The following is a 19,663-nucleotide window of genomic DNA, read 5'->3' on the forward strand; positions in this document are numbered from 1 at the left end:
GGGGACGGCGGCGGCGGATTGCGATAACACGGCTTGTCCGGCATGGGTGGAAGGGGCGGAGGGCCAATATATCGCAGCGCGACATAATTCAATTGCAAGGATGATGATGCCGAAAATCGACGCCCCCCTGACCGACGCGGACTATGCCGCGCTCGCCGATTTTCGCCATGCGCTGCGCCAGTTCGTCGCCTTCAGCGAGGCGCGGGCAGCCGAAAAGGGGCTGACGCCGCAGCAACATCAGGCCTTGCTCGCGATCCGCGGCGCGGCGCCGGAGGCGCCGACGATCGGCACTGTTGCGCAGCGACTGATGCTGAAGCCGCACAGCGCAAGCGGTCTGATTGACCGGCTCGAGCTTCTGGGCCTCGTCCGCCGCGAGATCGCGCGAGACGACCGCCGGCGAGCGACCCTCTATCTCACCGAAAAGGCGCACAAGGTGCTGCAATCCCTGTCGGCGGTCCACCGCGACGAGATTCGCCGCCTCCGCCCCGCGCTCGAGGACATGCTGAGCCATATCGGCTGAGACGCGCGCCCGGCTTCAGGCCGCGGCGCGTGCTGTCCGCTGCTCGGCGATGCTGGCAAGCTCTGCGCGCGCCTGGCGGATGATCTGGCATCCCCGTTGATCCCAAGGCTTGCAAGGATGCCCGCGACGATGGGGTCGGACCAGCCGGTGCCGAAAACGCCGGGCCGAGCGGCGACCACCGCTAAATTGGCGATTGCGTCGCTGCGCGAGCATCTCGAGGCCGAACGGCGGTTCGCCTCGCCCTCGGCGCCGCCGCAGCATGAGAGCGCGGGCGATACTCGCCGCAAGCGCGATGAGGCCAATCACGCCCATCGCGGTAGCATATCGCCAAGAAGAACGATTGCGCCGGACTGTAGTGCGGCCGACGCTGCGGCAATGCCGCCGACGATCCCGACCGCGAACATGCCGGCGTTGATCGCAAGCGCAATCCAGGGCACCGCCGCCGCGCCGGATCGCCGTGGACGCCTCCGCCCGCGCATCCGCAGCGACCGCCAGCCATGTTCGCATCCGCGGCTCGCCGCTCGGGCCCCCAGCCGAGCGGGCCGCGGGCGCGGGGGTCAAGCATCGGGGCCGCCCGCAACAAAATGACAAGACGGGGTGCAAAAGCATCGCGGCCCCCGCTATAGCCGTGCAATGACCAGCCCCACCGCCACCGAGACCGCGACGCTGGAGCGCGCCTCCGACGCGCCGATGCTCGCGCAGGTCGAGCGCTGGGCAGCGGTCAACAGCGGCACCGGCAACCTCGCAGGGCTGAAGACCGTCGCCGGACTCCTGGCCGACGCCTTTGCAGCGCTTCCCGGCGAAGTGCGGCTCGTCCCGCCCGCGCCTGTGGAAAGCGTCGATCCTGAGGGCACGGTGCAAGCGATCGAGCGGGGCGAACATCTTCACGTCCGCGTGCGGCCCGATGCTCCGGTGCAGCTGCTTCTTACCGGGCATATGGACACGGTGTTCGCCGCCGACCATCCCTTCCAGTCGCTCCGCTGGCTTGACGACGGCGTTCTCAACGGGCCCGGCACCGCCGACATGAAGGGCGGCATCGCAGTCATCCTTGCGGCGCTTTCGGCGCTCGAAGCGTCGCCTCTTGCGGACCGCGTCGGCTATGACGTGATGATCAACAGCGACGAAGAAACGGGCAGTCACGCCTCGGCCGCCCTCATCGCCGCGCTCGCCGCGGGCAAGACCGCTGCCCTCACCTTCGAACCCGCGCTTGCCGACGGCACGCTTGCAGGGGCGCGGCCCGGGAGCGGAAATTTCAGCATTCTCATCCACGGCCGCTCCGCCCATGCGGGCCGCAACCCTGATGAGGGGCGCAATGCTCTCGTCGCCGCTGCCGACCTCGCATTACGCCTCAATGCGCTCAAATCGCTCGATCTCAAGGTCAATCCGGCGAAAATCGACGGAGGCGGCCCCAATAATGTCGTTCCCGACCAGGCCATCCTGCGCGTCAATCTCCGCCCCGCGAGCCTTGAAGCCATGGCCGCCGCCGAGGCCGCGCTGCGCAGCCATATTGCCGGCATCGAGCGCGACCATGACGTTCACTGCCACCTTCACGGCGGCTTCAACCGCCCGCCCAAGCCGCTCGACGCCGCAGCGACGCGTCTTTTCGAACTCGTGCGCGAATGCGGCGGGGCGCTCGGCATCGACATCGCATGGAAAGCGACCGGCGGCGTGTGCGACGGCAACAATATCGCCGCCTGCGGCATCCCGGTCGTCGACACCATGGGTCCACGCGGAGGCGCTATTCACAGCGCCGACGAATTTCTGATCACCGGCAGCCTCGCCGAGCGGGCACAGCTGTCGGCGCTCGTCATGATGAGACTAGCAGAACGGGGGACCGTGTGAACTATGTGATCCGGGCGGCCAGGCCGGGCGATTTGCAGAGCATATATGAGATGGCGAAGCTGACGGGCGGCGGTTTCACCAATCTTCCCCCCGACAAGAAGGCGCTTCGCGCCAAGCTCGAGCGCGCCGAGGCAAGCTTTGCCTCCGACAGGGAATATCCCTCGGACGAGCTCTACTTGCTCGTTCTGGAAGACAGCGACACGGGTGAAGTGCGCGGCACCTGCCAGATTTTCGGGCAGGTGGGCCAACGCTGGCCTTTCTATTCTTATCGTATCGGCACCGACAGCAAGCACAGCGAGCAGCTCGGCCGCACCTTCCACGCGCAGATCCTGATGCTCAGCAACGATCTTAACGGGGCGAGCGAGGTCGGCGGTCTCTTCCTCCACCCCGCGGCGCGCGCTGGCGGACTCGGGCTCTTGCTCGCGCGCTCACGTTATCTCTTCATCGCCCGCCACCGCGCGCGCTTCGGCGACCGCATACTTGCCGAGCTGCGCGGGGTCATCGATGAGGCGGGCGGCTCGCCCTTCTGGGACGGGGTCGCCGGCAAATTCTTCGGCATGAGCTTCCAGGAAGCCGACCAGTTCAACGCGGTGCACGGCAACCAGTTCATCGCCGACCTCATGCCCAAGCACCCCGTCTATATCGCGATGCTGCCCGAAAGCGCGCGCGCGGTGATCGGCGTGCCCCACCCGAGCGGACGCGCCGCGATGCGGATGCTCGAGAATGAGGGCTTCGCCTTTGAAGATTATATCGACATCTTCGACGGCGGCCCCACCATGACCGCGCGTACCGACCAGGTGATGAGCGTGCGCGATGCGAAACATATCGAGGTCACCGGGATCGGCGAAGAGGGCGAGGAAGCGCTGATTGCGACCGGGCGGCTTGCTGACTTTCGCTGCTGCTTCGGAAAAGTCGGCGCCGATGGGACGATCGACGCCGACAGCGCCCGCTTGCTCCGCATCGGGGCGGGCGATGGGGTCAGCTGGATCGGGCGCTAGATGCTCACCGAAATCAACTTCGATGGCATCGTCGGCCCGACGCACAATTATGCAGGGCTGAGCCGCGGCAATATCGCCTCGGCAAGCCACGCCGGCAACGTCTCGCAGCCACGCGCGGCGGCGCTGCAAGGCATCGAGAAGATGCGCCACAATCTCGCACTCGGCTTGCCGCAGGGATTTCTGGTGCCGCTCGATCGCCCCGATATCACCTGGCTCGAGACGCTCGGGACGAGCCTCGAGGCCGCCGAGCCGCATCTCAGAGCGCAGGCCTGGTCGGCGTCGTCGATGTGGGCCGCCAACGCCGCGACCGTCTCGCCCGCGCCCGATAGCGGCGATGGCAAATGCCATCTCACCGTCGCCAACCTCGTCACCATGCCGCACCGAAGCCACGAGTGGCAAGGCACGCTCGCCCAGCTGCGCATAGCCTTTGCCGACCCCGCCTTTGCGGTGCACGGCCCCGTCCCCGCCCCCTTCGGCGACGAGGGCGCGGCAAACCATATGCGGCTTTGCGCGGGGCACGGCGCGCCGGGCGTCGAGATTTTCGTCTATGGCATCGGCGGGGGGCGTTTCCCGGCGCGCCAGCATCTCGATGCTTCGAAAGCGATCGCGCGCCGCCACCGCCTCGATCCTGCACGCACCCTGTTCCTGCGCCAGTCGGACGTCGCGATTCAGGGCGGGGCCTTTCACAACGACGTCGTCGCGGTCGCGAATGAGCAGCTGCTCTTCACCCACCAGAGCGCGTTTCACGACCGCGAGGCGGCGCACGCCGAGATCCGGGCGGCCTTTCCCGAGGTCGAAATTGTCGAGGTGCCGTCCGCCGCTGTCAGCCTTGCGGACGCGGTCAAATCCTATCTTTTCAACGCTCAGCTTGTGAGCCTTACAGAAGGCGGGGGCATGGGCCTCGTATTGCCGACCGAGGCGAAGGACACACCCGCGGTATGGAGCTGGCTTGAGACCATGGTAGCGGGGAACGGCCCGATCCGTCAGCTCCTCCCGGTTGATGTCCGTCAGTCGATGGCGAATGGCGGCGGTCCCGCCTGCCTCAGGCTGCGCGTTGTGGCCGATCCCGCGACAGTCGACCCGCGTTTTCTCGCCGATGAGGCGAAGCTCGACCGGATCGCAGCGGTGGTCGCAAGCCATTGGCCCGAGGCGATTGCGCCAGGCGATCTCGCATCGGCCGCGCTCGTGGCAGATGTGCGCAAGGCACGGGCTTCCCTCCTCGACGCGCTCGAACTCACCGCCCTCCTCTAAGAGACCTTGAGACGGACGCGAGGCTTGCCCCCGCCCCTTGCGATGCCTACATCTTTCGCATGACGACGCCGCCCATCACCGAACTCACCACGCGCGCGCGCGACGTGTTTCGGCTGGTTGTCGATGCCTATCTCGACACCGGACAGCCGGTCGGCTCGCGCACGCTCTCCAAGCTTGCAGCGCTCAATCTTTCGCCGGCCTCAATCCGCAATGTGATGCAGGATCTCGAAGAACTCGGCCTTCTCGCCAGTCCGCACACAAGCGCTGGTCGGCTTCCCACCGAACAGGGACTGCGGCTCTTTGTCGACGGGATGATGCAGGTCGCTGAACCGAGCGCGGAGGACCGGGCGCAGATCGAGGCGAGTCTCGTCGACGCCGGCCCGATCGAAAGCGCGCTCGCCCAGGCGACCGCTGCGCTTTCCGGGCTCTCGGCCTGCGCCGGTCTCGTCCTGGTGCCCAAGCATGAGCGGTTGCTCAAGCAGGTCGCCTTCGTGCCGATGTCGGCGAACCAGGCGCTTGTCGTCCTCGTTGCAGACGACGGCACGGTCGAGAACCGGGTGATCGACATCCCGCCCGGTCTCCAGCCCTCGGCGCTGGTAGAGGCGGGCAATTATATCTCGGCAATGCTCAGGGGGATGACACTCGCCGAGGCGCAGACACGCGTGCGGCGCGAGATCGAGGCCGAGCGCATCGCGATCGACCGCGCTGCCGCTGATCTTGTGTCACGCGGGCTCGCAATCTGGTCGTCGGATGGCGCCGACCGTCCGGTGCTGATCGTACGCGGACAGGCCAACCTGCTCGACGAAGCGGCAGTCGGCGACCTCGACCGGGTACGGCAGCTCCTCGACGAGCTAGAGACCAAGCAGGACATTGCGCAGCTTCTTGAAAGCGCGCGCGAAGGCAGCGCGACCCGTATCTTCATCGGGTCGGAGAATAAGCTCTTTTCGCTCTCGGGCTCGTCGGTTATCGCCGCGCCCTATCGCGGATCGGATGGGCGCGTCGTCGGCGTCGTCGGGGTTATCGGCCCGACGCGCTTGAACTATGCGCGCATCGTACCCATGGTGGATTTCACCGCACAATCGCTCTCCAGACTGATACGATAGGTTTATGACAAACACCGAAAATGAGACGCCCGTCGAAGACGGAACGCCCCTTGACGCTGAAACTGCCGAAGCCACTGCGGCCGATGCCCCTGCGGGCGAAGGCGAGCCGCAGGACGAGGCGGTAAAGCTTGCTGAACAGATCGCATCGCTGCAGCAGGACCTGCTCTACGCGCGCGCGGAGACGCAGAATGTCACCCGGCGCAAGGACAAGGAAATCGCCGACGCGCATGCCTATGCTGCGACCAAATTTGCGCGCGACATCCTGTCGGTCGCGGACAATCTCGGCCGCGCGCTCGCCGCAATCGGCGATGAGCAGCGCGAGGACGAGAAGTTCAAGCCCTTTGTCGCAGGTCTCGAGGCGACCGAGCGCGAGCTGATGAGCGTCTTCGAACGCCACGGAATTACCCGCATTGCAGCGATCGGACTGCCGCTCGACCCCAACCAGCATCAGGCGATGCTCGAAGTTCCAAGCGACAAGGAGCCTGGCACGATCGTGCAGGAGATGCAGGCCGGCTACATGATGAAGGACCGTCTGCTGCGCCCCGCAATGGTGGGGGTTGCAAAGAAGGCGGACTGAGCGTGATGCGTCGCCCCAGCGAAAGCTGGGGCGCGCTACCCTTCGATCAATGATTGTCGGCGACGCAGACTTTTTCGCCTAGCGACGGCGATCAGGCCGCCTTGCGCATTTTGGCGAGCTTCTTGAGCACCATTTCGCGCTTCAGACGCGACAGATGGTCGATGAAGAGAATGCCTTCCAGATGATCATGCTCGTGCTGGATGCATGTCGCCATGAGACCGGTCATGCGTTCGCGGTGATGATGGCCGTCCTCGTCCTGCCAATCGACCGTGACTTCGGCAGGGCGCGTCACCTCGGCATATTGCTCGGGGACCGACAGACAGCCTTCCTGATAGACGCTATGCTCTTCTGAGAAATCGGAGAAAACAGGATTGATGAAGACGCGCGGATTGCGGATCACGCGCTTGCCCTCTTCATCCTCCGGATCGACTTCCTGAAGGTCGATCACGAGGATGCGCTTCGCCACCCCCACCTGAATCGCCGCAAGACCGATCCCGGGCGCGTCGTACATCGTCTCGAACATGTCGGAGACGAGCTGCTTCAGCTCGGCGTCGAACCTCTCGACCGGTTTTGAAATGACGCGCAGCCGGGGGTCCGGGGTCTCTATGATGGGAAGCAGAGCCATGGGTGCGAGGTATGATCGCGGGGGCGCGGGGTCAAGGGGCTGCGCGTTTCTCGCAATCGAGATAGGGTTCGTCCAGAAGGATCGCAAAGCCACTCCCCGAGGCCATTGCGCTCGATCCGCCCACCGGCGGGCAAAATATCGTAGCTTTTCGGCTTCGTGCGACCCGCTATAATCGATTGCCTGTCCGCGCGCTCCAGCTTGAACGCGGTCATCCGCGCGGCAAAATTTTCCAGTCGCTCCAAGCTTTTCTCGCGCTTCGAGGCTGCCGCTCTCTCCTGGGCGAAAATTGGAAAGCGACCATAGGTTCGCCGTCAGCCCTCACGGTTTCCCACGCACCTATGCCCATCGAGGAGCCCTTTTTCCGCTTTGCGATTTCACCCCCCGGTCGGATGAACATTCTTCGAGGAAGAACAAGCCGACAATAGCAGCACTGAGACGAGGCATACCGATGGCAAGTTCATTGTCATCCCACCGGCCGCCTCGCCCGAAGCGCCTGCGCCAGCGTTCCTTCGTCGAGATAGTCGAGCTCGCCGCCGACCGGGAGGCCGTGTGCAAGCTGCGTCAGACGCACCGGATAGCTCTCGAGCCGCTCGGCGAGATAATGCGCGGTCGTCTGCCCCTCGAGCGTTGCGTTCATTGCGAGCACGACTTCATCGATGCCCCCCGCGGCGACGCGGCTTACAAGCGCGTCGATGCTGAGGTCCTGAGGCCGCACGCCCTCGAGCGCCGACAGCCGGCCGCCCAGCACATGATATTTGCCGGGAAAGAGCCGCGATTTGTCGAGCGCCCAAAGGTCCGACACCTCCTCGACGACGCACAGACTGCGCTGCTCGCGGCGCGGATCCGCGCAGATTGCGCATGGGTCCTGCGTGTCGACATTGCCGCATATCCCGCAGGTCACGAGGCGCTCCGACACGGTCTTGAGTGCAGCGAGAAGCGGCGCGAAGGCGGTCTCGCGCTTCTTCATAAGGTGCAACACGGCCCGCCGCGCCGAGCGCGGACCAAGGCCCGGGAGCCGGGCAAGTTGCTGGACGAGAGCTTCAATCTCTTGCGATGCCATGACGGATGGTCTTAAGCGGCGCGCTGGAAATGACAATGCGCATCGCCTTCATGGGAACGCCGCCCTTTGCGGTGCCGACGCTCGCCGCACTGCACGCGGCGGGGCATGAGATCGCGGCCGTCTATACCCAGCCGCCGCGTCCGGCGCAGCGCGGCAAGAAACTGCAGATGAGCGCGGTGCATCTCTGGGCCGAAGCCAACGGTCTTTTCGTGCGCACCCCGAAGAGCTTGAAGAGCGCTGAGGAACAGTCGGACTTCGCCTCGCTCGACCTCGATGTCGCGGTGGTCGCGGCCTATGGCCTCATTCTTCCGCAGGCGATCCTCGATGCGCCGCGCGCGGGATGCCTCAACGTTCACGGCTCGATCCTCCCGCGCTGGCGCGGCGCGGCGCCGGTACAGCGCGCAATCCTCGCAGGAGACGCCGAGACGGGCGTGACGATCATGCAAATGGACGCCGGGCTCGACACCGGCGCGATGCGGCTGATCGGGCGCACACCAATCGGTCAAAAGACAGCGGGCGAACTCACCGACGAGCTCGCGGCGATGGGCGCGCAGCTGATGGTGAAGGCGCTGAGCGACCTTCACGCCTTTGCGCCCGAGCCGCAGCCCGAGGAAGGCGCAACCTATGCCGCGAAGATCGACAAGAGCGAGGCGCGGCTCGATTTTCTGACCAGCGCCGTGCAGGTCGAACGCCAGATCCGCGCTTTCAACCCCGCCCCAGGCGCGTTTTTCGAGCTCGAGGGTGAACGCTACAAGCTGCTCGCAGCCGATGTGGTCCACCCGGCGGAAACAGTCGCCGGCGCGGCGCCGGGCGTGACCCTCGACGACGCGCTGACGGTCGCGTGCAATCCCGGCGCGATCCGCGCGAGGCGCGTGCAGCGGGCCGGCAAGCCGGCGATGGACGCAGCGGAACTCCTTCGCGGGCGCGCGATTCCCAAAGGGACACGGCTCGCTTGACCCGCTTCGCCCTCACCATCGAATTCGACGGCCGCCCTTTCATGGGCTGGCAGCGCCAATCGCATGGGCCGAGCGTCCAGCAGGCGATCGAGGAAGCGGCGACGCGCATTACCGGCGAGGACGCCGCCGTGCATGGCGCAGGACGCACCGATGCGGGCGTCCACGCGATCGCGATGCGCGCGCATGTCGATATCGAAAAGCCGATCACGCCCTTCCGGCTGATGGAAGCCTTGAATGCGCAGCTTCGCCCCGCCCCGGTCGCGGTTCTCGCATGCGAGACGGTCGCCGATAACTGGCATGCGCGCTTTTCGTGCATCGGACGCTCCTATGAATATCGCATCGTCAACCGCCGGGCGCCGCTGACCTGGGACAAGGGGCTATCGTGGCAGGTTGCAAAGCCGCTCGATGCCGGCGCGATGCACGGCGCCGCGCAGTTGCTCGTCGGCCGGCACGATTTCACGACGTTCCGCTCGGTGCACTGCCAGGCGGCAAGCCCGGTCAAGACCCTCGACCGGATCAGTGTCAGCCGCCATGGCGATGAGATCATCGTTGAAACCGCAGCGCGTAGCTTCCTCCACCATCAGGTGCGCTCGATGGTCGGCTGCCTCGTGATGGTTGGCGAAGGAAAATGGTCGGCGCGCGACCTCAAGGCAGCTCTCGGCGCCGCGAAGCGCAGTGCGCTCGGGCTGAATGCGCCGCCCGACGGGCTCTATTTCGTTGAAGCACGATATCCGTAGGGCAAGCCGGATGCGATCGGTCACGTGCCCTGCCCTTCCATAATCGCCGTTTCAAGATACACATTGGGCCGGGCGCAGGATTCGCATCGAAGAACCGGGGGATAGCTGCCACCGGCCTGATCCCACGTAGATCAAGCGGCGATTTTTTTGAGAAGGTCATCCTTCTTCGGCACAAGGACCCCGAGGGATGCAGCGGAAAGCAAACAGCATTCCGGCCAATATCTATCGCGCGATCATTCGCGATGCTCAGAAGGATTAGGGAACTGCCGTCATGGCCGTACCCGGCGCTGCCGAATTGACAGCAGCTGGGGAAACGCCGTTTGCAGCGTCGCTCGGATTTCCGGACGAGCGCCTGAGCGCGGAACCGCCTACGGAAAAAGGGCGGCCCTCTCGAACCGCCCTTCCTTTATAGCCTTACGAGACGCTTAGGCCTTTTCGGTGTAGTAAAGCGGCGCATGCTCGTTGAGGATCTGGAGGATCTTCGCCTGCGCGGTCTTTTCGTCGCTTTCCTCCATCGCGGCGAGTTCGCGCGCGAGGCGGCTCGATGCCGCCTCGAAGATCTGACGCTCCGAATAGCTCTGTTCGGGCTGGTCGTCGGCCCGAAACAGGTCGCGGGTCACCTCGGCAATCGACACAAGGTCGCCCGAGTTGATTTTCGCTTCATATTCCTGCGCGCGGCGCGACCACATGGTGCGCTTCACCTTCGGCTTGGTCGTGAGCACCTGCAGCGCTTCCTTCAGCGTCTTGTCCGACGACAGCTTGCGCATCCCCACGCCTTCCGCCTTGTTGGTCGGGACACGCAGAGTCATTTTTTCCTTCTCAAAGCGCAGCACATAAAGCTCAAGCTGCATGCCGGCGATTTCCGACTTCTGCAGTTCGATGACGCGCCCCACGCCATGCTTGGGATAAACGACATAGTCTCCGACTTCGAAGAGGAGGGTATTTGCGGACATGCAGGTTCCTTTCATTGATCTTGCCGCAAGGTCAGCGTCAAAACTCCGGTGCATCCGGCCCTCGCATAAGAGGGGGATCGAGCAACTGGGTCGGCGCTAGCCCGTTAAAGTGGCAAGGGATATGGCTCCATCGGAACGCCGGACGATGCCCGCCGCGAACGGCGATGCGGGGGAAAAGTTCGACGCGTTGACATTTATTATAGCAGAGTCGCAACAAAATTGCCACCCCGCGCCGAAATCCGCGGAATCAGCGGCTTGACGAGGATTCCAGTCCGTTTCACCTTGCTACGGAAATGAGATGGGAATGATGACATGAAGGATCAAGTCTGGTGGGTAACGGGTGCGTCGTCAGGGATCGGCGCGGCGCTGGCGCGCAGTCTCGCTGCGCGAGGCGCAAAGCTGATTCTCTCGGGGCGCAACGTCGCAGCGCTCGAGGCGGCGGCGGGGGACATCGGCCCCGGCACGATGATCCTTCCCTTCGAGGCGACCGACTATGAAGCCCTCCCCCGCCTGGTCGAGGAGGCCTGGAACTGGGGCGGCCGGATCGACGGACTTGTCAACAATGCCGGCATCTCGCAGCGCAGCCTCGCTGTCGACACCGATTTTGCGGTCTATCAGAAGATCATCGACGTCGATCTCCTCGCGCCGATCGCGCTGACGCAGCAGCTTTTGCCGCGCATGCTTGCGGCAGGCGGCGGGCAGATCGTTGCCATATCGAGCGTCGCAGGGATCGCCGGCATCCCGCTGCGCAGCGCCTATTCGGCGGCGAAGCACGGGCTCATCGGCTATCATGACGCGGTGCGCGCCGAAAACGAGCATCTCGGTCTCAAAGTCCTCGTCGTCGCCCCGGGATCGGTGGCAACCAACGTCAGCCGCAACGCGCTCAACGCCGACGGCAGCGTGCGGGGCACAAGCGACAAGGCCATCGACAATGGCCTCGCGCCCGAAACCGCTGCAGAGCGGATTGTCGATGCGGTGGAAGCCGGCAAGCGCGAGATCATTGTCGCCGAGGGCGCCGAGGCCGAAGTTCCCGGACTGCGCCGCGGCGATCCTGATGCATTGTTCGACCGGATGAATGCGATGGTGCAGGCCGGCTATGCACGGCAGATGGGCGCCGCAACGGCGCCCTGAGGCAGCTTCCCTGAGGAATGTGAGCGACCGCTCCCTCATCCCTCGCCCGCCAAGCAAAAGCCCCGCCGGATCGCTCCGGCGGGGCTTCTTCTTCGCCTTTGCGGCAAGGGTCAGCCGGCCGCGTGACCCGCGAGCGCCGCGAGCAAGAGCAGCGCGACGATGTTGGTGATCTTGATCATCGGGTTCACCGCCGGTCCCGCGGTATCCTTGTAGGGATCGCCGACGGTATCGCCGGTCACCGCGGCCTTGTGGGCTTCGCTGCCCTTCCCGCCGTGGTTGCCATCCTCGATATATTTCTTGGCGTTATCCCAAGCACCGCCGCCCGCGGTCATCGAGATGGCGACGAAGAGCCCGCCAACGATCACACCGAGGAGCAGCGCGCCGAGCGCGGCAAAACCCGCCGCCTGGTCGCCCGCGACCCAGCTGATCACATAATAGACGAGGATCGGAGCCAGCACGGGCAGCAGCGAGGGGACGATCATCTCCTTGATCGCCGCCTTGGTGACGAGGTCGACCGTGCGCGCATAGTTGGGCTTGGAGGTTCCCGCCATGATGCCGGGGTCGTTCGCGAACTGCTCGCGCACGTCCTTCACCACGTCGCCCGCCGCGCGGCCGACCGCCGTCATGCCCATCGCACCGAAGAGATAGGGCAATAGGGCGCCGAGCAGGAGGCCGACGATGACATACGGATTTTCAAGGCTGAAATCGACCGACAGGTCCGGGAAGAATTCCCGAAGATCGGTCGTATAGGCTGCAAAGAGTACCAGCGCTGCAAGGCCCGCCGAGCCGATCGCATAACCCTTGGTGACCGCCTTGGTGGTGTTGCCAACCGCGTCGAGCAGGTCGGTCTTCTCCCGGACCGAATCGTCGAGTCCCGCCATTTCGGCGATGCCGCCCGCATTGTCGGTGACCGGACCATAAGCGTCGAGCGCAACGACCATGCCGGCAAGCGCGAGCATCGCGGTTGCGCCATAGGCGATGCCGATGAGTCCGGCGAGCTGATAGGCGATGATGATGCCGGCAACGATCACGAGCGTCGGCAGCGCCGTCGCCTCAAGGCTGATCGCAAGACCCTGGATCACATTGGTGCCGTGGCCCGTTTCCGACGCCTTGGCGATCGAGCGGACCGGACGGAAGCCGGTGCCGGTATAATATTCGGTGATCCAGATGATCAGTCCGGTGATGACGAGCCCGAGCAGCGAGCAATAGAAGAGCGAGCGGCCGGTGTAATCGGTGCCGGGGATCACGGCTTCCATGCTGCCAAGCGCGTAGCTGGTCGCGAACCAGATGCCGGCGATCGACAGGATCGCCGAGACGAGGAAGCCCTTGTACATCGCGCCCATGACATTGTTCGAGTTGCCAAGACGCACGAAATAGGTGCCGATGATCGAGGTGACGATGCAGACCCCGCCGATCAGGAGCGGCAGCGCCATCAGCCCGCCCAATAGGTCGCCTGCGCCCTTCAGGAGCAGCGCCGTGAGCACCATCGTCGCGCCGACAGTGACGACATAGGTTTCGAAAAGGTCGGCTGCCATGCCGGCGCAGTCGCCGACATTATCGCCGACATTGTCGGCGATCACCGCGGGATTGCGCGGATCATCCTCGGGAATGCCCGCCTCGACCTTGCCGACGAGGTCGGCACCGACGTCGGCCGCCTTGGTGAAGATGCCGCCGCCAAGACGCGCGAAGATCGAGATCAGCGAAGCGCCGAACGCGAGCGCGACGAGCCCGTCGACGACGGTGCGGTCCTCACCGCCGACGCCCTTGCCCATCTGGGTGGTCAAGAACCAGTAGAAGACCGAGATGGCGAGCAAAGCGAGCCCCGCGACCAACATGCCGGTGATCGCGCCGGCGCGAAAGGCGAGCGTCAGGCCCGACTGCAGCCCCTTTTGCGCGGCCGCAGCGGTACGGACGTTCGAGCGCACCGAGATGTTCATGCCGATGAATCCGGCGACCCCGGAGAGGATCGCACCGATGACAAAGCCCGTCGCGGAAACGCCGCCGAGCGTCGCAAGGATGATGACGGCGACGACGACGCCGACGATGGCGATGGTGGTATATTGGCGCTTCAGATAGGCCTGCGCGCCCTCCTGAATCGCCGCAGCGATTTCCTGCATCTTCTCATTCCCCGCCGAGGCGCCAAGCACCTGCCGCGAGGTAATGAACCCATAGAGCACAGCCAAAAGGCCGCACGCTATCGCGATCAAAACCGGATTCATGCGTGTCTGTTCCTTCCCCAATGAGAAGGGCGAACGCATAGATAGCAGTCGAACGTCCGACTTATTGTTGCCGGCTCGCCCTCTCCCCTGATGCGACCGCCCCAAAATTTTTAACGGCCGGGTTATGGGAAGAAAGAATGCTAAGCACAAGCCCGCATTATGAAGGGGCGGGCTCCACGCGATTTTAGTGCATGAAACCCAGCCGCTCGGGAAGCGGGACCCTCTGCGCCTTGTGGGTCAGCATCACCCCCTCGCCCACCGCGGTGTGACCGAGCAGTGTCACCCTGACGTCGAGCCCCTCGGCGATCTCACGGATCGCGGCAGCTTCAGCCGGGTCGGCCGCGAAAAGAAGCTGATAGTCATCGCCGGCGGTGGCCGCGGCCATCCGGGTGTCGACCACATCGGGGCGAACTGCAAGCAATGCCGCCGACAAAGGCAATGATTCCAGCATGATCCCCAAGCGGCAGCCGCTCGCCTCCGCCATGCGTCCTGCGTCGATGATGAGGCCGTCGGATATATCCATCATCGCGTGGACATGGGGCGCGACCGCCTGGCCGAAGGTGAGTTGCGGCTGCGGGCGGCGATAGGCGTCGAGGCAGGTTTCATTGGACTCAACCTCACCCAGCCGCATCGCAAGTCCAACGCCCGCATTGCCGATCGTTCCTGTAACCCAGATCTGGTCGCCTGGCCGCGCGCCGCTGCGCGATGGCGCGCCCTTTTCAGGAGCGCGGCCGATTGCGGTGAGGCCAAAGCTGCGCGGTGCGCCGGCCGGCGCGCGCACCGTATCGCCCCCGAGCAGCAGCAAGCCGAAGCGGCGCAGCGCGATATCGAGACCGTCCGCGAAGGCCTTGTCCCACGCGTCGTCGCCCAGACTGTAGCCAAGGAGAACTCCAAGCGGCGCCGCGCCCTTCGCAGCGAGGTCGGAGAGGTTCACCGCGACCAGTTTCCACGCGACGTCCTGCGGCCTTTCGTCGGGCAGGAAATGGATGCCCTCGATGATCATGTCGTGGGTGAGGACCAATCCTTCCCAAACCGCCGCATCATCGGCGAGTCCCCGCGCAGCGGGGTCGGTCGCGATGCTCCGCAGACGGGAAATGAATTCGGCTTCGCTCATAGACCCCTCACGTCGACCGGGCGACATCTGCTGTCCATCACCTCGCGCCGAACCGAGATACTATCGCGGCCGCGCCAGGCTGGCGGGGATCGCAGGCGTCGGAGAATACGAACGGACTATTCAGGCGCTGGTTCCCCGCACCGCCTTGCCGATCGCATCGAGCAGACCATTGGCGAAGCCCGCTTCGCGCGCATCGAAGAAGGCCTTCGCCACGTCGACATATTCGCTGACGACCGCGCCGACGGGCACGTCGGTGCGGGCGATCAGCTCATAGGCGCCGGCGCGCAGGATGGCCTTCATCGTCCGGTCGAGCCGCTCCATCGTCCAGCCGCTCGCGAGCCGCGCCGTGATCGCCGCGTCGACCTCGCCGGCCCTCGCGATCGCGCCTTTCACGATATCGTCGAAGAAAGGCACGTCCGCATCGGCATATTCGGCATCTTCGATAATGGCGCCGATACGGTGCTGGTGGAATTCGTGGATCAGCTGCGCGACGGGCGTATTTTCCATCTCATGCTGATAGAGCGCCTGCACCGCGGCGAGGCGGGCGGCGGAGCGGGGCTGGCTGCGATTTGTGTACTTGCTCATGACTGTTTCAATCTGTTCTGGACGCTGAGCGCATGGGCGGGCAGGCCTTCCGCGGTCGCGAGCGCAACCGCGGCGGGGCCGATCGCCGCCAGCGCATCCTCGTCGAGCGCGAGAAAGCTGGTGCGCTTCATGAAGTCGGTGACCGACAGCCCGCTCGAAAAGCGCGCGCGGCGACCGGTGGGCAGAACATGGTTGGGCCCCGCCACATAGTCGCCGATCGCCTCGGGCGTCTGGCGGCCCAGGAAGACCGACCCTGCATGACGCACCGCCCTGAAGAGGGCGTCGGCCTCGGCCGCGTCCACCGCGAGTTCGAGATGCTCAGGCGCCAGCCGGTCGCAGAGCGGGACCGCGTCGGCGAGCGCCGGAACGACGATGACCGCGCCATTTTCGGCCCAGCTTGCCTGCATCGTCGGCGCAGTTGCGAGCGTCGGGATCACATGCGCAACCGCCGCGGCGACCGCGTCGGCGAAATCGCCGTCGTCGGTGAAGAGGATCGACTGGCTTGTCGGGTCATGCTCGGCCTGGCTCAAAAGGTCGGCGGCAATGACGTGCGGGTCATTTTTCGCGTCGGCGATGACGACAATTTCGCTGGGGCCCGCAACCATGTCGATGCCGACGACCCCGTAAAGCTGGCGCTTCGCCTCAGCGACCCAGGCGTTGCCGGGGCCGGTGATGACATCGACGGGCGCAATCCGCCGCGTGCCATAGGCGAGCGCCGCGATCGCCTGCGCTCCGCCGATCCGAAAGATTTCGTCGACCCCCCCGATATGCGCGGCTGCCATCACGACGGGATTGACCGCGCCATCGGGCGTCGGCGTAACCATCACGATACGCTCGACCCCTGCGACCTTGGCCGGGAGGATGTTCATCAGAACCGAGGAGGGATAGGCGGCGCGCCCGCCGGGCACATAAACCCCCGCTGCATCGACCGCGCGCCAGCGCGCGCCGAGCCGGGCGCCCACGGCGTCGCGATAGTCGCGGTCCTCAGGCCGCTGCGCGGCATGATAGGCGCGGATGCGCTCGGCTGCGAGATCGAGCGCGGCGCCGAGCACGGGATCGAGCGCCTCATAGGCCGCAGCGCAGTCTTCCTTCGAGATGCTCCAGCCTTTTGCATCGAGGTCGAAGCGGTCGAACCTTGCGGTATAGTCTGCGAGCGCCGCATCGCCCTCAGCCTTGACCCGCGCGATGATCGCAGCGACGTCGGCCGAAACGTCGGACGCGCTCTCGCGCCGGTCATTTACCAGCGCGTCGAAGGCAGCTGGAAAGCCAGGGTCCGAGGCGTCAAGCCGGCGCATGGCCGACCGCCTGCCGGAATCTCTCGACCAGCGCGGGCACTTCGGCCGAATGCAGCTTGAAGGCCGCGCGATTGACGATCAGCCGCGCCGATACCTCGCTTATCACCGTCTGCTCGGCGAGCGCATTCTCGACCAGCGTGCGCCCTGTCGAAACCAGATCGACAATATGCGATGCGAGCCCGAGCTTCGGCGCAATTTCCATCGCGCCGTTAAGCTTGATACATTCGGCCTGGATGCCCTGCGCCTCGAACCAGCGGCGCGTGGTCGAGGGATATTTGGTCGCAACGCGGATATGGCTTTCGCCCAGCCCCGGCGGCGCGCTGCCTTCGGGCCCCGCGAGCGACAGGCGGCAATGGCCGATGCCGAGGTCGACGGGCGCGTAAAGCTCAGAATAATCGAACTCGTCGACGACGTCCGATCCGACGATCCCGAGCTGCGCCGCGCCATGGGCAACAAAGGTCGCAACGTCGAAGGCGCGCACGCGGATCAGGGAGATATGCGGCCGGTTGGTCCCGAACACGAGGGCACGGCTCTTGGGGTCGAAGAAATCCGGCGCAGGCTCGACCCCGACACGCGCGAGCAGTGGCAGCGCTTCATCGAGGATGCGTCCTTTGGGGATAGCAAAGATGATCGGTTCGGGCATAAACGCCGTGCCTTTAAGCGGCGGCGGGAGAAAGGGCAATGAGCGAGCGCTATCAGTTTGTCGACATGGCACAAGCCGGCCCCGACGCCGTGCGCACCGCATTTTCGAACCAGGTCGCTTATTGCCGCGCCGCCGAGGCGCCGGTGACGGCGCGGATAGTCGCCGCGGCAGCCAGCCTTCTCGACAAGCCCGCGACCGACTTCGCGCGGCAGATCGCCGAGTGGCCAGGCGCGCCGCTCGCCGACGCCTTGCCGCTGCGGGTAGCCGGCGGACTCCACGCGCTTCATCTCGCGGGCGCCGCGCCCGAGCTTTCGCCCATCTACGCCAATGCCGAAGATATCAATGACGCTGCGATCGTTGCCGGCGTCGTCCGCCGGCACGAGGCGGCCCTGCTCCCCTGGCTCGGCGGCCCGCCGCAGACCAACGAGGCGGGGCGCTCGGCCAATTTCATCGCAGCGATGCTGTGGCTTGCCGACCGGCCATTGCCGCCGCGCTTTCAATGCCTCGAAATCGGATCGAGCGCGGGGATCAACCTGATGCTCGGCCGCTATCATTATGATCTGGCAGGAGTCGTGGTCGGGCCGCAGCCCAGCGTGATGAGCTTTGCGCCCGAGTGGCGCGGCGCGCACCCGCCGCAGCACCCCATTGCAATTGCGAGCACGCGGGGCTGCGACGTTGCGCCCGTAGATCTGACCGACCCTGCCGAGGCGCTGCGGCTCAAAGCCTATATCTGGCCCGAGCATCATGTCCGCTTCGGCCGCATCGAGGCAGCGATCGCAGCGGCCAAGGCCGACCCGCCCGATCTGGTGCGGATGAACGCGGCGGATTTCGTCGAGGCCGAGCTTGCAAAGCCGCAGGCCGAAGGGACGACGCGCGTCCTCATGCACTCGATCGTCTGGCAATATGTGCCCGATGAAGAGCAGGCGCGGGTGAGCCAGGCGATGGAGGATGCAGGCGCGCGCGCCACGCCCGAGCGGCCGCTCGCCTGGATCGCGCTCGAGGCGAACCGGACGCTGCACCGGCACGAGCTGAGCGTGCGATACTGGCCCGGCGACGGCGAACCGGTGATGCTGGGGAGCGCGCATCCCCACGGGGCCTGGATCGAATGGACCGCGCCCGCATGATGCGCCTTTCGATTTTGGGTATCGGGCCGAACCATGCTATGCTGCGCGCGGAAAGGAGAATGCCCATGCAGGCCGTAACCGAAGGCGACCGCCGCAAGGAACTCGCCGTCCTCCTCGACCAGATCCAGGCCCATCCCGAACGTGACTGGACTCGGGAGCGACAGCGAATCGCAACGCTCAACAAGCTGATCGCGCCCTCGCGCAAGCCGCACTGACGGGCACGCGGACGCGATAGGTCGCCCGAAAGCCAGGACAGTCTTTCGGGCGACGGCTCGCCGCAGCTCAGCGCCCGCCCACCGCATTGACGCGCAAATCCGGGAACGATCGAATCTTCTGTTCGTAGCCCCCTCATTCGGCCGCTCGCGCGGGATCCATGTCGTGCGGGCGGCTCCTTTGAAATCCAAGGGGGAACAGCCAGGAGATTGATCATGCGCAAGACCCTCATTCTTCTCGCGGCAAGCGCCGCTGCAGTGGCCGCGCCCGCCCTCGCCCAGCTTGATACCGGCGTTGCCGGGCAAGTTGGCGGCAGCGTCGATCCCGGTCGCGTTGCAGGCGGCGTGGTCCAGGATGTGACCCAGCCCGTGGGCGGCGTCGTCGATCAGGTCGACCAGACCGCAAATGACGCAATCGGCAGCACCGACCTCAAGCTCGCGGCGCGCGAAGATGTGCGCGCGGGCGCGAATGTGACCGATTCCAAGGGCAACAGCATCGGAACGGTGCAAAGCATTGACGGTGACAACGCCGTGGTTGTCAGCGATGGCAAGCTCTACAATATTCCTCTCTCGGCTCTCTACAGCCATGCAGCAGGCACCGCGCACGGCCTTGTGACCAAGCTGCCCAAGGCCGAGCTCGAGGCGCGCGGCGCTGCCGCCGCCGAAACCGACGCTGCGAACCCCGGTCGCTGACCGAACGAGCCCCTGCGCGGCCATC

Annotated in this window: 21 protein-coding genes; 12 read left to right on the forward strand and 9 right to left on the reverse strand. The window is 65.4% G+C overall.

Annotated features, from left to right (window positions below; genetic code table 11):
- Positions 1-106 precede the first annotated feature (106 nt).
- Positions 107-520 (forward strand): MarR family winged helix-turn-helix transcriptional regulator, encoded by a 414-nt coding sequence (locus B5X69_RS09715; protein WP_079638604.1) that lies wholly within the window; start codon positions 107-109, stop codon positions 518-520.
- Positions 521-822: 302 nt separating this feature from the next.
- Here B5X69_RS09715 and B5X69_RS22245 read toward each other — a convergent pair whose 3' ends face one another.
- Entirely contained in the window at positions 823-957 is a 135-nt protein-coding gene (locus B5X69_RS22245) for a hypothetical protein (RefSeq protein ID WP_281250928.1), read from the reverse strand.
- 196 nt (positions 958-1,153) lie between these two features.
- Between B5X69_RS22245 and B5X69_RS09725 the strand changes: the two genes are divergently transcribed.
- From B5X69_RS09725 to grpE, 5 genes are read left to right on the forward strand one after another with little or no spacing between them, the layout of a single operon-like run.
- The gene (locus tag B5X69_RS09725) at positions 1,154-2,362 is read left to right on the forward strand and encodes a hydrolase (RefSeq protein WP_079638507.1); all 1,209 of its coding nucleotides are present in this window, start codon (positions 1,154-1,156) and stop codon (positions 2,360-2,362) included.
- Complete coding sequence (locus B5X69_RS09730; RefSeq protein ID WP_079638508.1) at positions 2,359-3,360, forward strand: arginine N-succinyltransferase; 1,002 nt, start codon at positions 2,359-2,361, stop codon at positions 3,358-3,360. The genes B5X69_RS09725 and B5X69_RS09730 overlap by 4 nt, the downstream gene beginning before the upstream one ends.
- Positions 3,361-4,611 (forward strand): N-succinylarginine dihydrolase, encoded by a 1,251-nt coding sequence (locus B5X69_RS09735; RefSeq protein WP_079638509.1) that lies wholly within the window; start codon positions 3,361-3,363, stop codon positions 4,609-4,611.
- A gap of 59 nt (positions 4,612-4,670) precedes the next feature.
- Positions 4,671-5,714 (forward strand): heat-inducible transcriptional repressor HrcA, encoded by a 1,044-nt coding sequence (gene hrcA, locus B5X69_RS09740; protein WP_079638510.1) that lies wholly within the window; start codon positions 4,671-4,673, stop codon positions 5,712-5,714.
- 4 nt (positions 5,715-5,718) lie between these two features.
- Positions 5,719-6,291 carry a nucleotide exchange factor GrpE gene (gene grpE, locus B5X69_RS09745; RefSeq protein WP_079638511.1) on the forward strand — a complete coding sequence of 191 codons (573 nt, stop codon included), beginning with the start codon at positions 5,719-5,721 and terminating at the stop codon, positions 6,289-6,291.
- Positions 6,292-6,382: 91 nt separating this feature from the next.
- On the opposite strand, the gene def is transcribed toward grpE, so the two are convergent.
- Together def and recR are read right to left on the reverse strand one after the other, a co-directional pair.
- On the reverse strand, positions 6,383-6,916 hold the full coding sequence (gene def / locus B5X69_RS09750; RefSeq protein WP_079638512.1) for a peptide deformylase: 534 nt from the start codon (positions 6,914-6,916) through the stop codon (positions 6,383-6,385).
- Positions 6,917-7,379: 463 nt separating this feature from the next.
- Positions 7,380-7,976 (reverse strand): recombination mediator RecR, encoded by a 597-nt coding sequence (gene recR / locus B5X69_RS09755; RefSeq protein ID WP_079638513.1) that lies wholly within the window; start codon positions 7,974-7,976, stop codon positions 7,380-7,382.
- A gap of 35 nt (positions 7,977-8,011) precedes the next feature.
- Between recR and fmt the strand changes: the two genes are divergently transcribed.
- Entirely contained in the window at positions 8,012-8,932 is a 921-nt protein-coding gene (gene fmt, locus B5X69_RS09760; RefSeq protein WP_079638605.1) for a methionyl-tRNA formyltransferase, read from the forward strand.
- Positions 8,929-9,669, forward strand: coding sequence for a tRNA pseudouridine(38-40) synthase TruA (truA, locus tag B5X69_RS09765; protein WP_079638514.1), 741 nt, complete (start codon positions 8,929-8,931; stop codon positions 9,667-9,669). Before fmt ends, truA begins: the two co-directional genes overlap by 4 nt.
- Before the next feature lie 425 nt (positions 9,670-10,094).
- On the opposite strand, the gene B5X69_RS09770 is transcribed toward truA, so the two are convergent.
- A complete protein-coding gene (locus B5X69_RS09770) occupies positions 10,095-10,622 on the reverse strand; it encodes a CarD family transcriptional regulator (protein ID WP_053553831.1) in 528 nt (175 codons plus the stop codon).
- A gap of 312 nt (positions 10,623-10,934) precedes the next feature.
- Between B5X69_RS09770 and B5X69_RS09775 the strand changes: the two genes are divergently transcribed.
- Positions 10,935-11,753 carry an SDR family NAD(P)-dependent oxidoreductase gene (locus tag B5X69_RS09775; RefSeq protein ID WP_079638515.1) on the forward strand — a complete coding sequence of 273 codons (819 nt, stop codon included), beginning with the start codon at positions 10,935-10,937 and terminating at the stop codon, positions 11,751-11,753.
- A gap of 110 nt (positions 11,754-11,863) precedes the next feature.
- Here the strand turns inward: B5X69_RS09775 and B5X69_RS09780 are convergent, their stop codons facing one another.
- The 5 genes from B5X69_RS09780 to hisG form a co-directional block, all read right to left on the reverse strand.
- Positions 11,864-13,972: a sodium-translocating pyrophosphatase gene (locus B5X69_RS09780; RefSeq protein WP_079638516.1), complete on the reverse strand. Its 2,109-nt coding sequence runs from the start codon at positions 13,970-13,972 to the stop codon at positions 11,864-11,866.
- A gap of 184 nt (positions 13,973-14,156) precedes the next feature.
- Entirely contained in the window at positions 14,157-15,086 is a 930-nt protein-coding gene (thiL, locus tag B5X69_RS09785; protein ID WP_079638517.1) for a thiamine-phosphate kinase, read from the reverse strand.
- Positions 15,087-15,206: 120 nt separating this feature from the next.
- Positions 15,207-15,671, reverse strand: a complete 465-nt coding sequence (nusB, locus tag B5X69_RS09790) for a transcription antitermination factor NusB (RefSeq protein WP_079638518.1) — start codon at positions 15,669-15,671, stop codon at positions 15,207-15,209.
- Entirely contained in the window at positions 15,668-16,966 is a 1,299-nt protein-coding gene (gene hisD / locus B5X69_RS09795) for a histidinol dehydrogenase (RefSeq protein ID WP_079638519.1), read from the reverse strand. Before hisD ends, nusB begins: the two co-directional genes overlap by 4 nt.
- The gene (hisG, locus tag B5X69_RS09800) at positions 16,953-17,609 is read right to left on the reverse strand and encodes an ATP phosphoribosyltransferase (RefSeq protein WP_079638520.1); all 657 of its coding nucleotides are present in this window, start codon (positions 17,607-17,609) and stop codon (positions 16,953-16,955) included. The genes hisD and hisG overlap by 14 nt, the downstream gene beginning before the upstream one ends.
- Before the next feature lie 38 nt (positions 17,610-17,647).
- Between hisG and B5X69_RS09805 the strand changes: the two genes are divergently transcribed.
- From B5X69_RS09805 to B5X69_RS09815, 3 genes are all read left to right on the forward strand, one after another.
- Entirely contained in the window at positions 17,648-18,733 is a 1,086-nt protein-coding gene (locus tag B5X69_RS09805; RefSeq protein WP_079638521.1) for a DUF2332 domain-containing protein, read from the forward strand.
- 65 nt (positions 18,734-18,798) lie between these two features.
- Positions 18,799-18,948, forward strand: a complete 150-nt coding sequence (locus tag B5X69_RS21435; protein ID WP_176141561.1) for a hypothetical protein — start codon at positions 18,799-18,801, stop codon at positions 18,946-18,948.
- A gap of 213 nt (positions 18,949-19,161) precedes the next feature.
- Positions 19,162-19,638, forward strand: coding sequence for a hypothetical protein (locus B5X69_RS09815; RefSeq protein WP_079638523.1), 477 nt, complete (start codon positions 19,162-19,164; stop codon positions 19,636-19,638).
- The last annotated feature ends 25 nt before the right edge of the window (positions 19,639-19,663 follow it).

The organism is Sphingopyxis flava (genome assembly GCF_900168005.1).
GTDB classification, from domain to species: domain Bacteria; phylum Pseudomonadota; class Alphaproteobacteria; order Sphingomonadales; family Sphingomonadaceae; genus Sphingopyxis; species Sphingopyxis flava.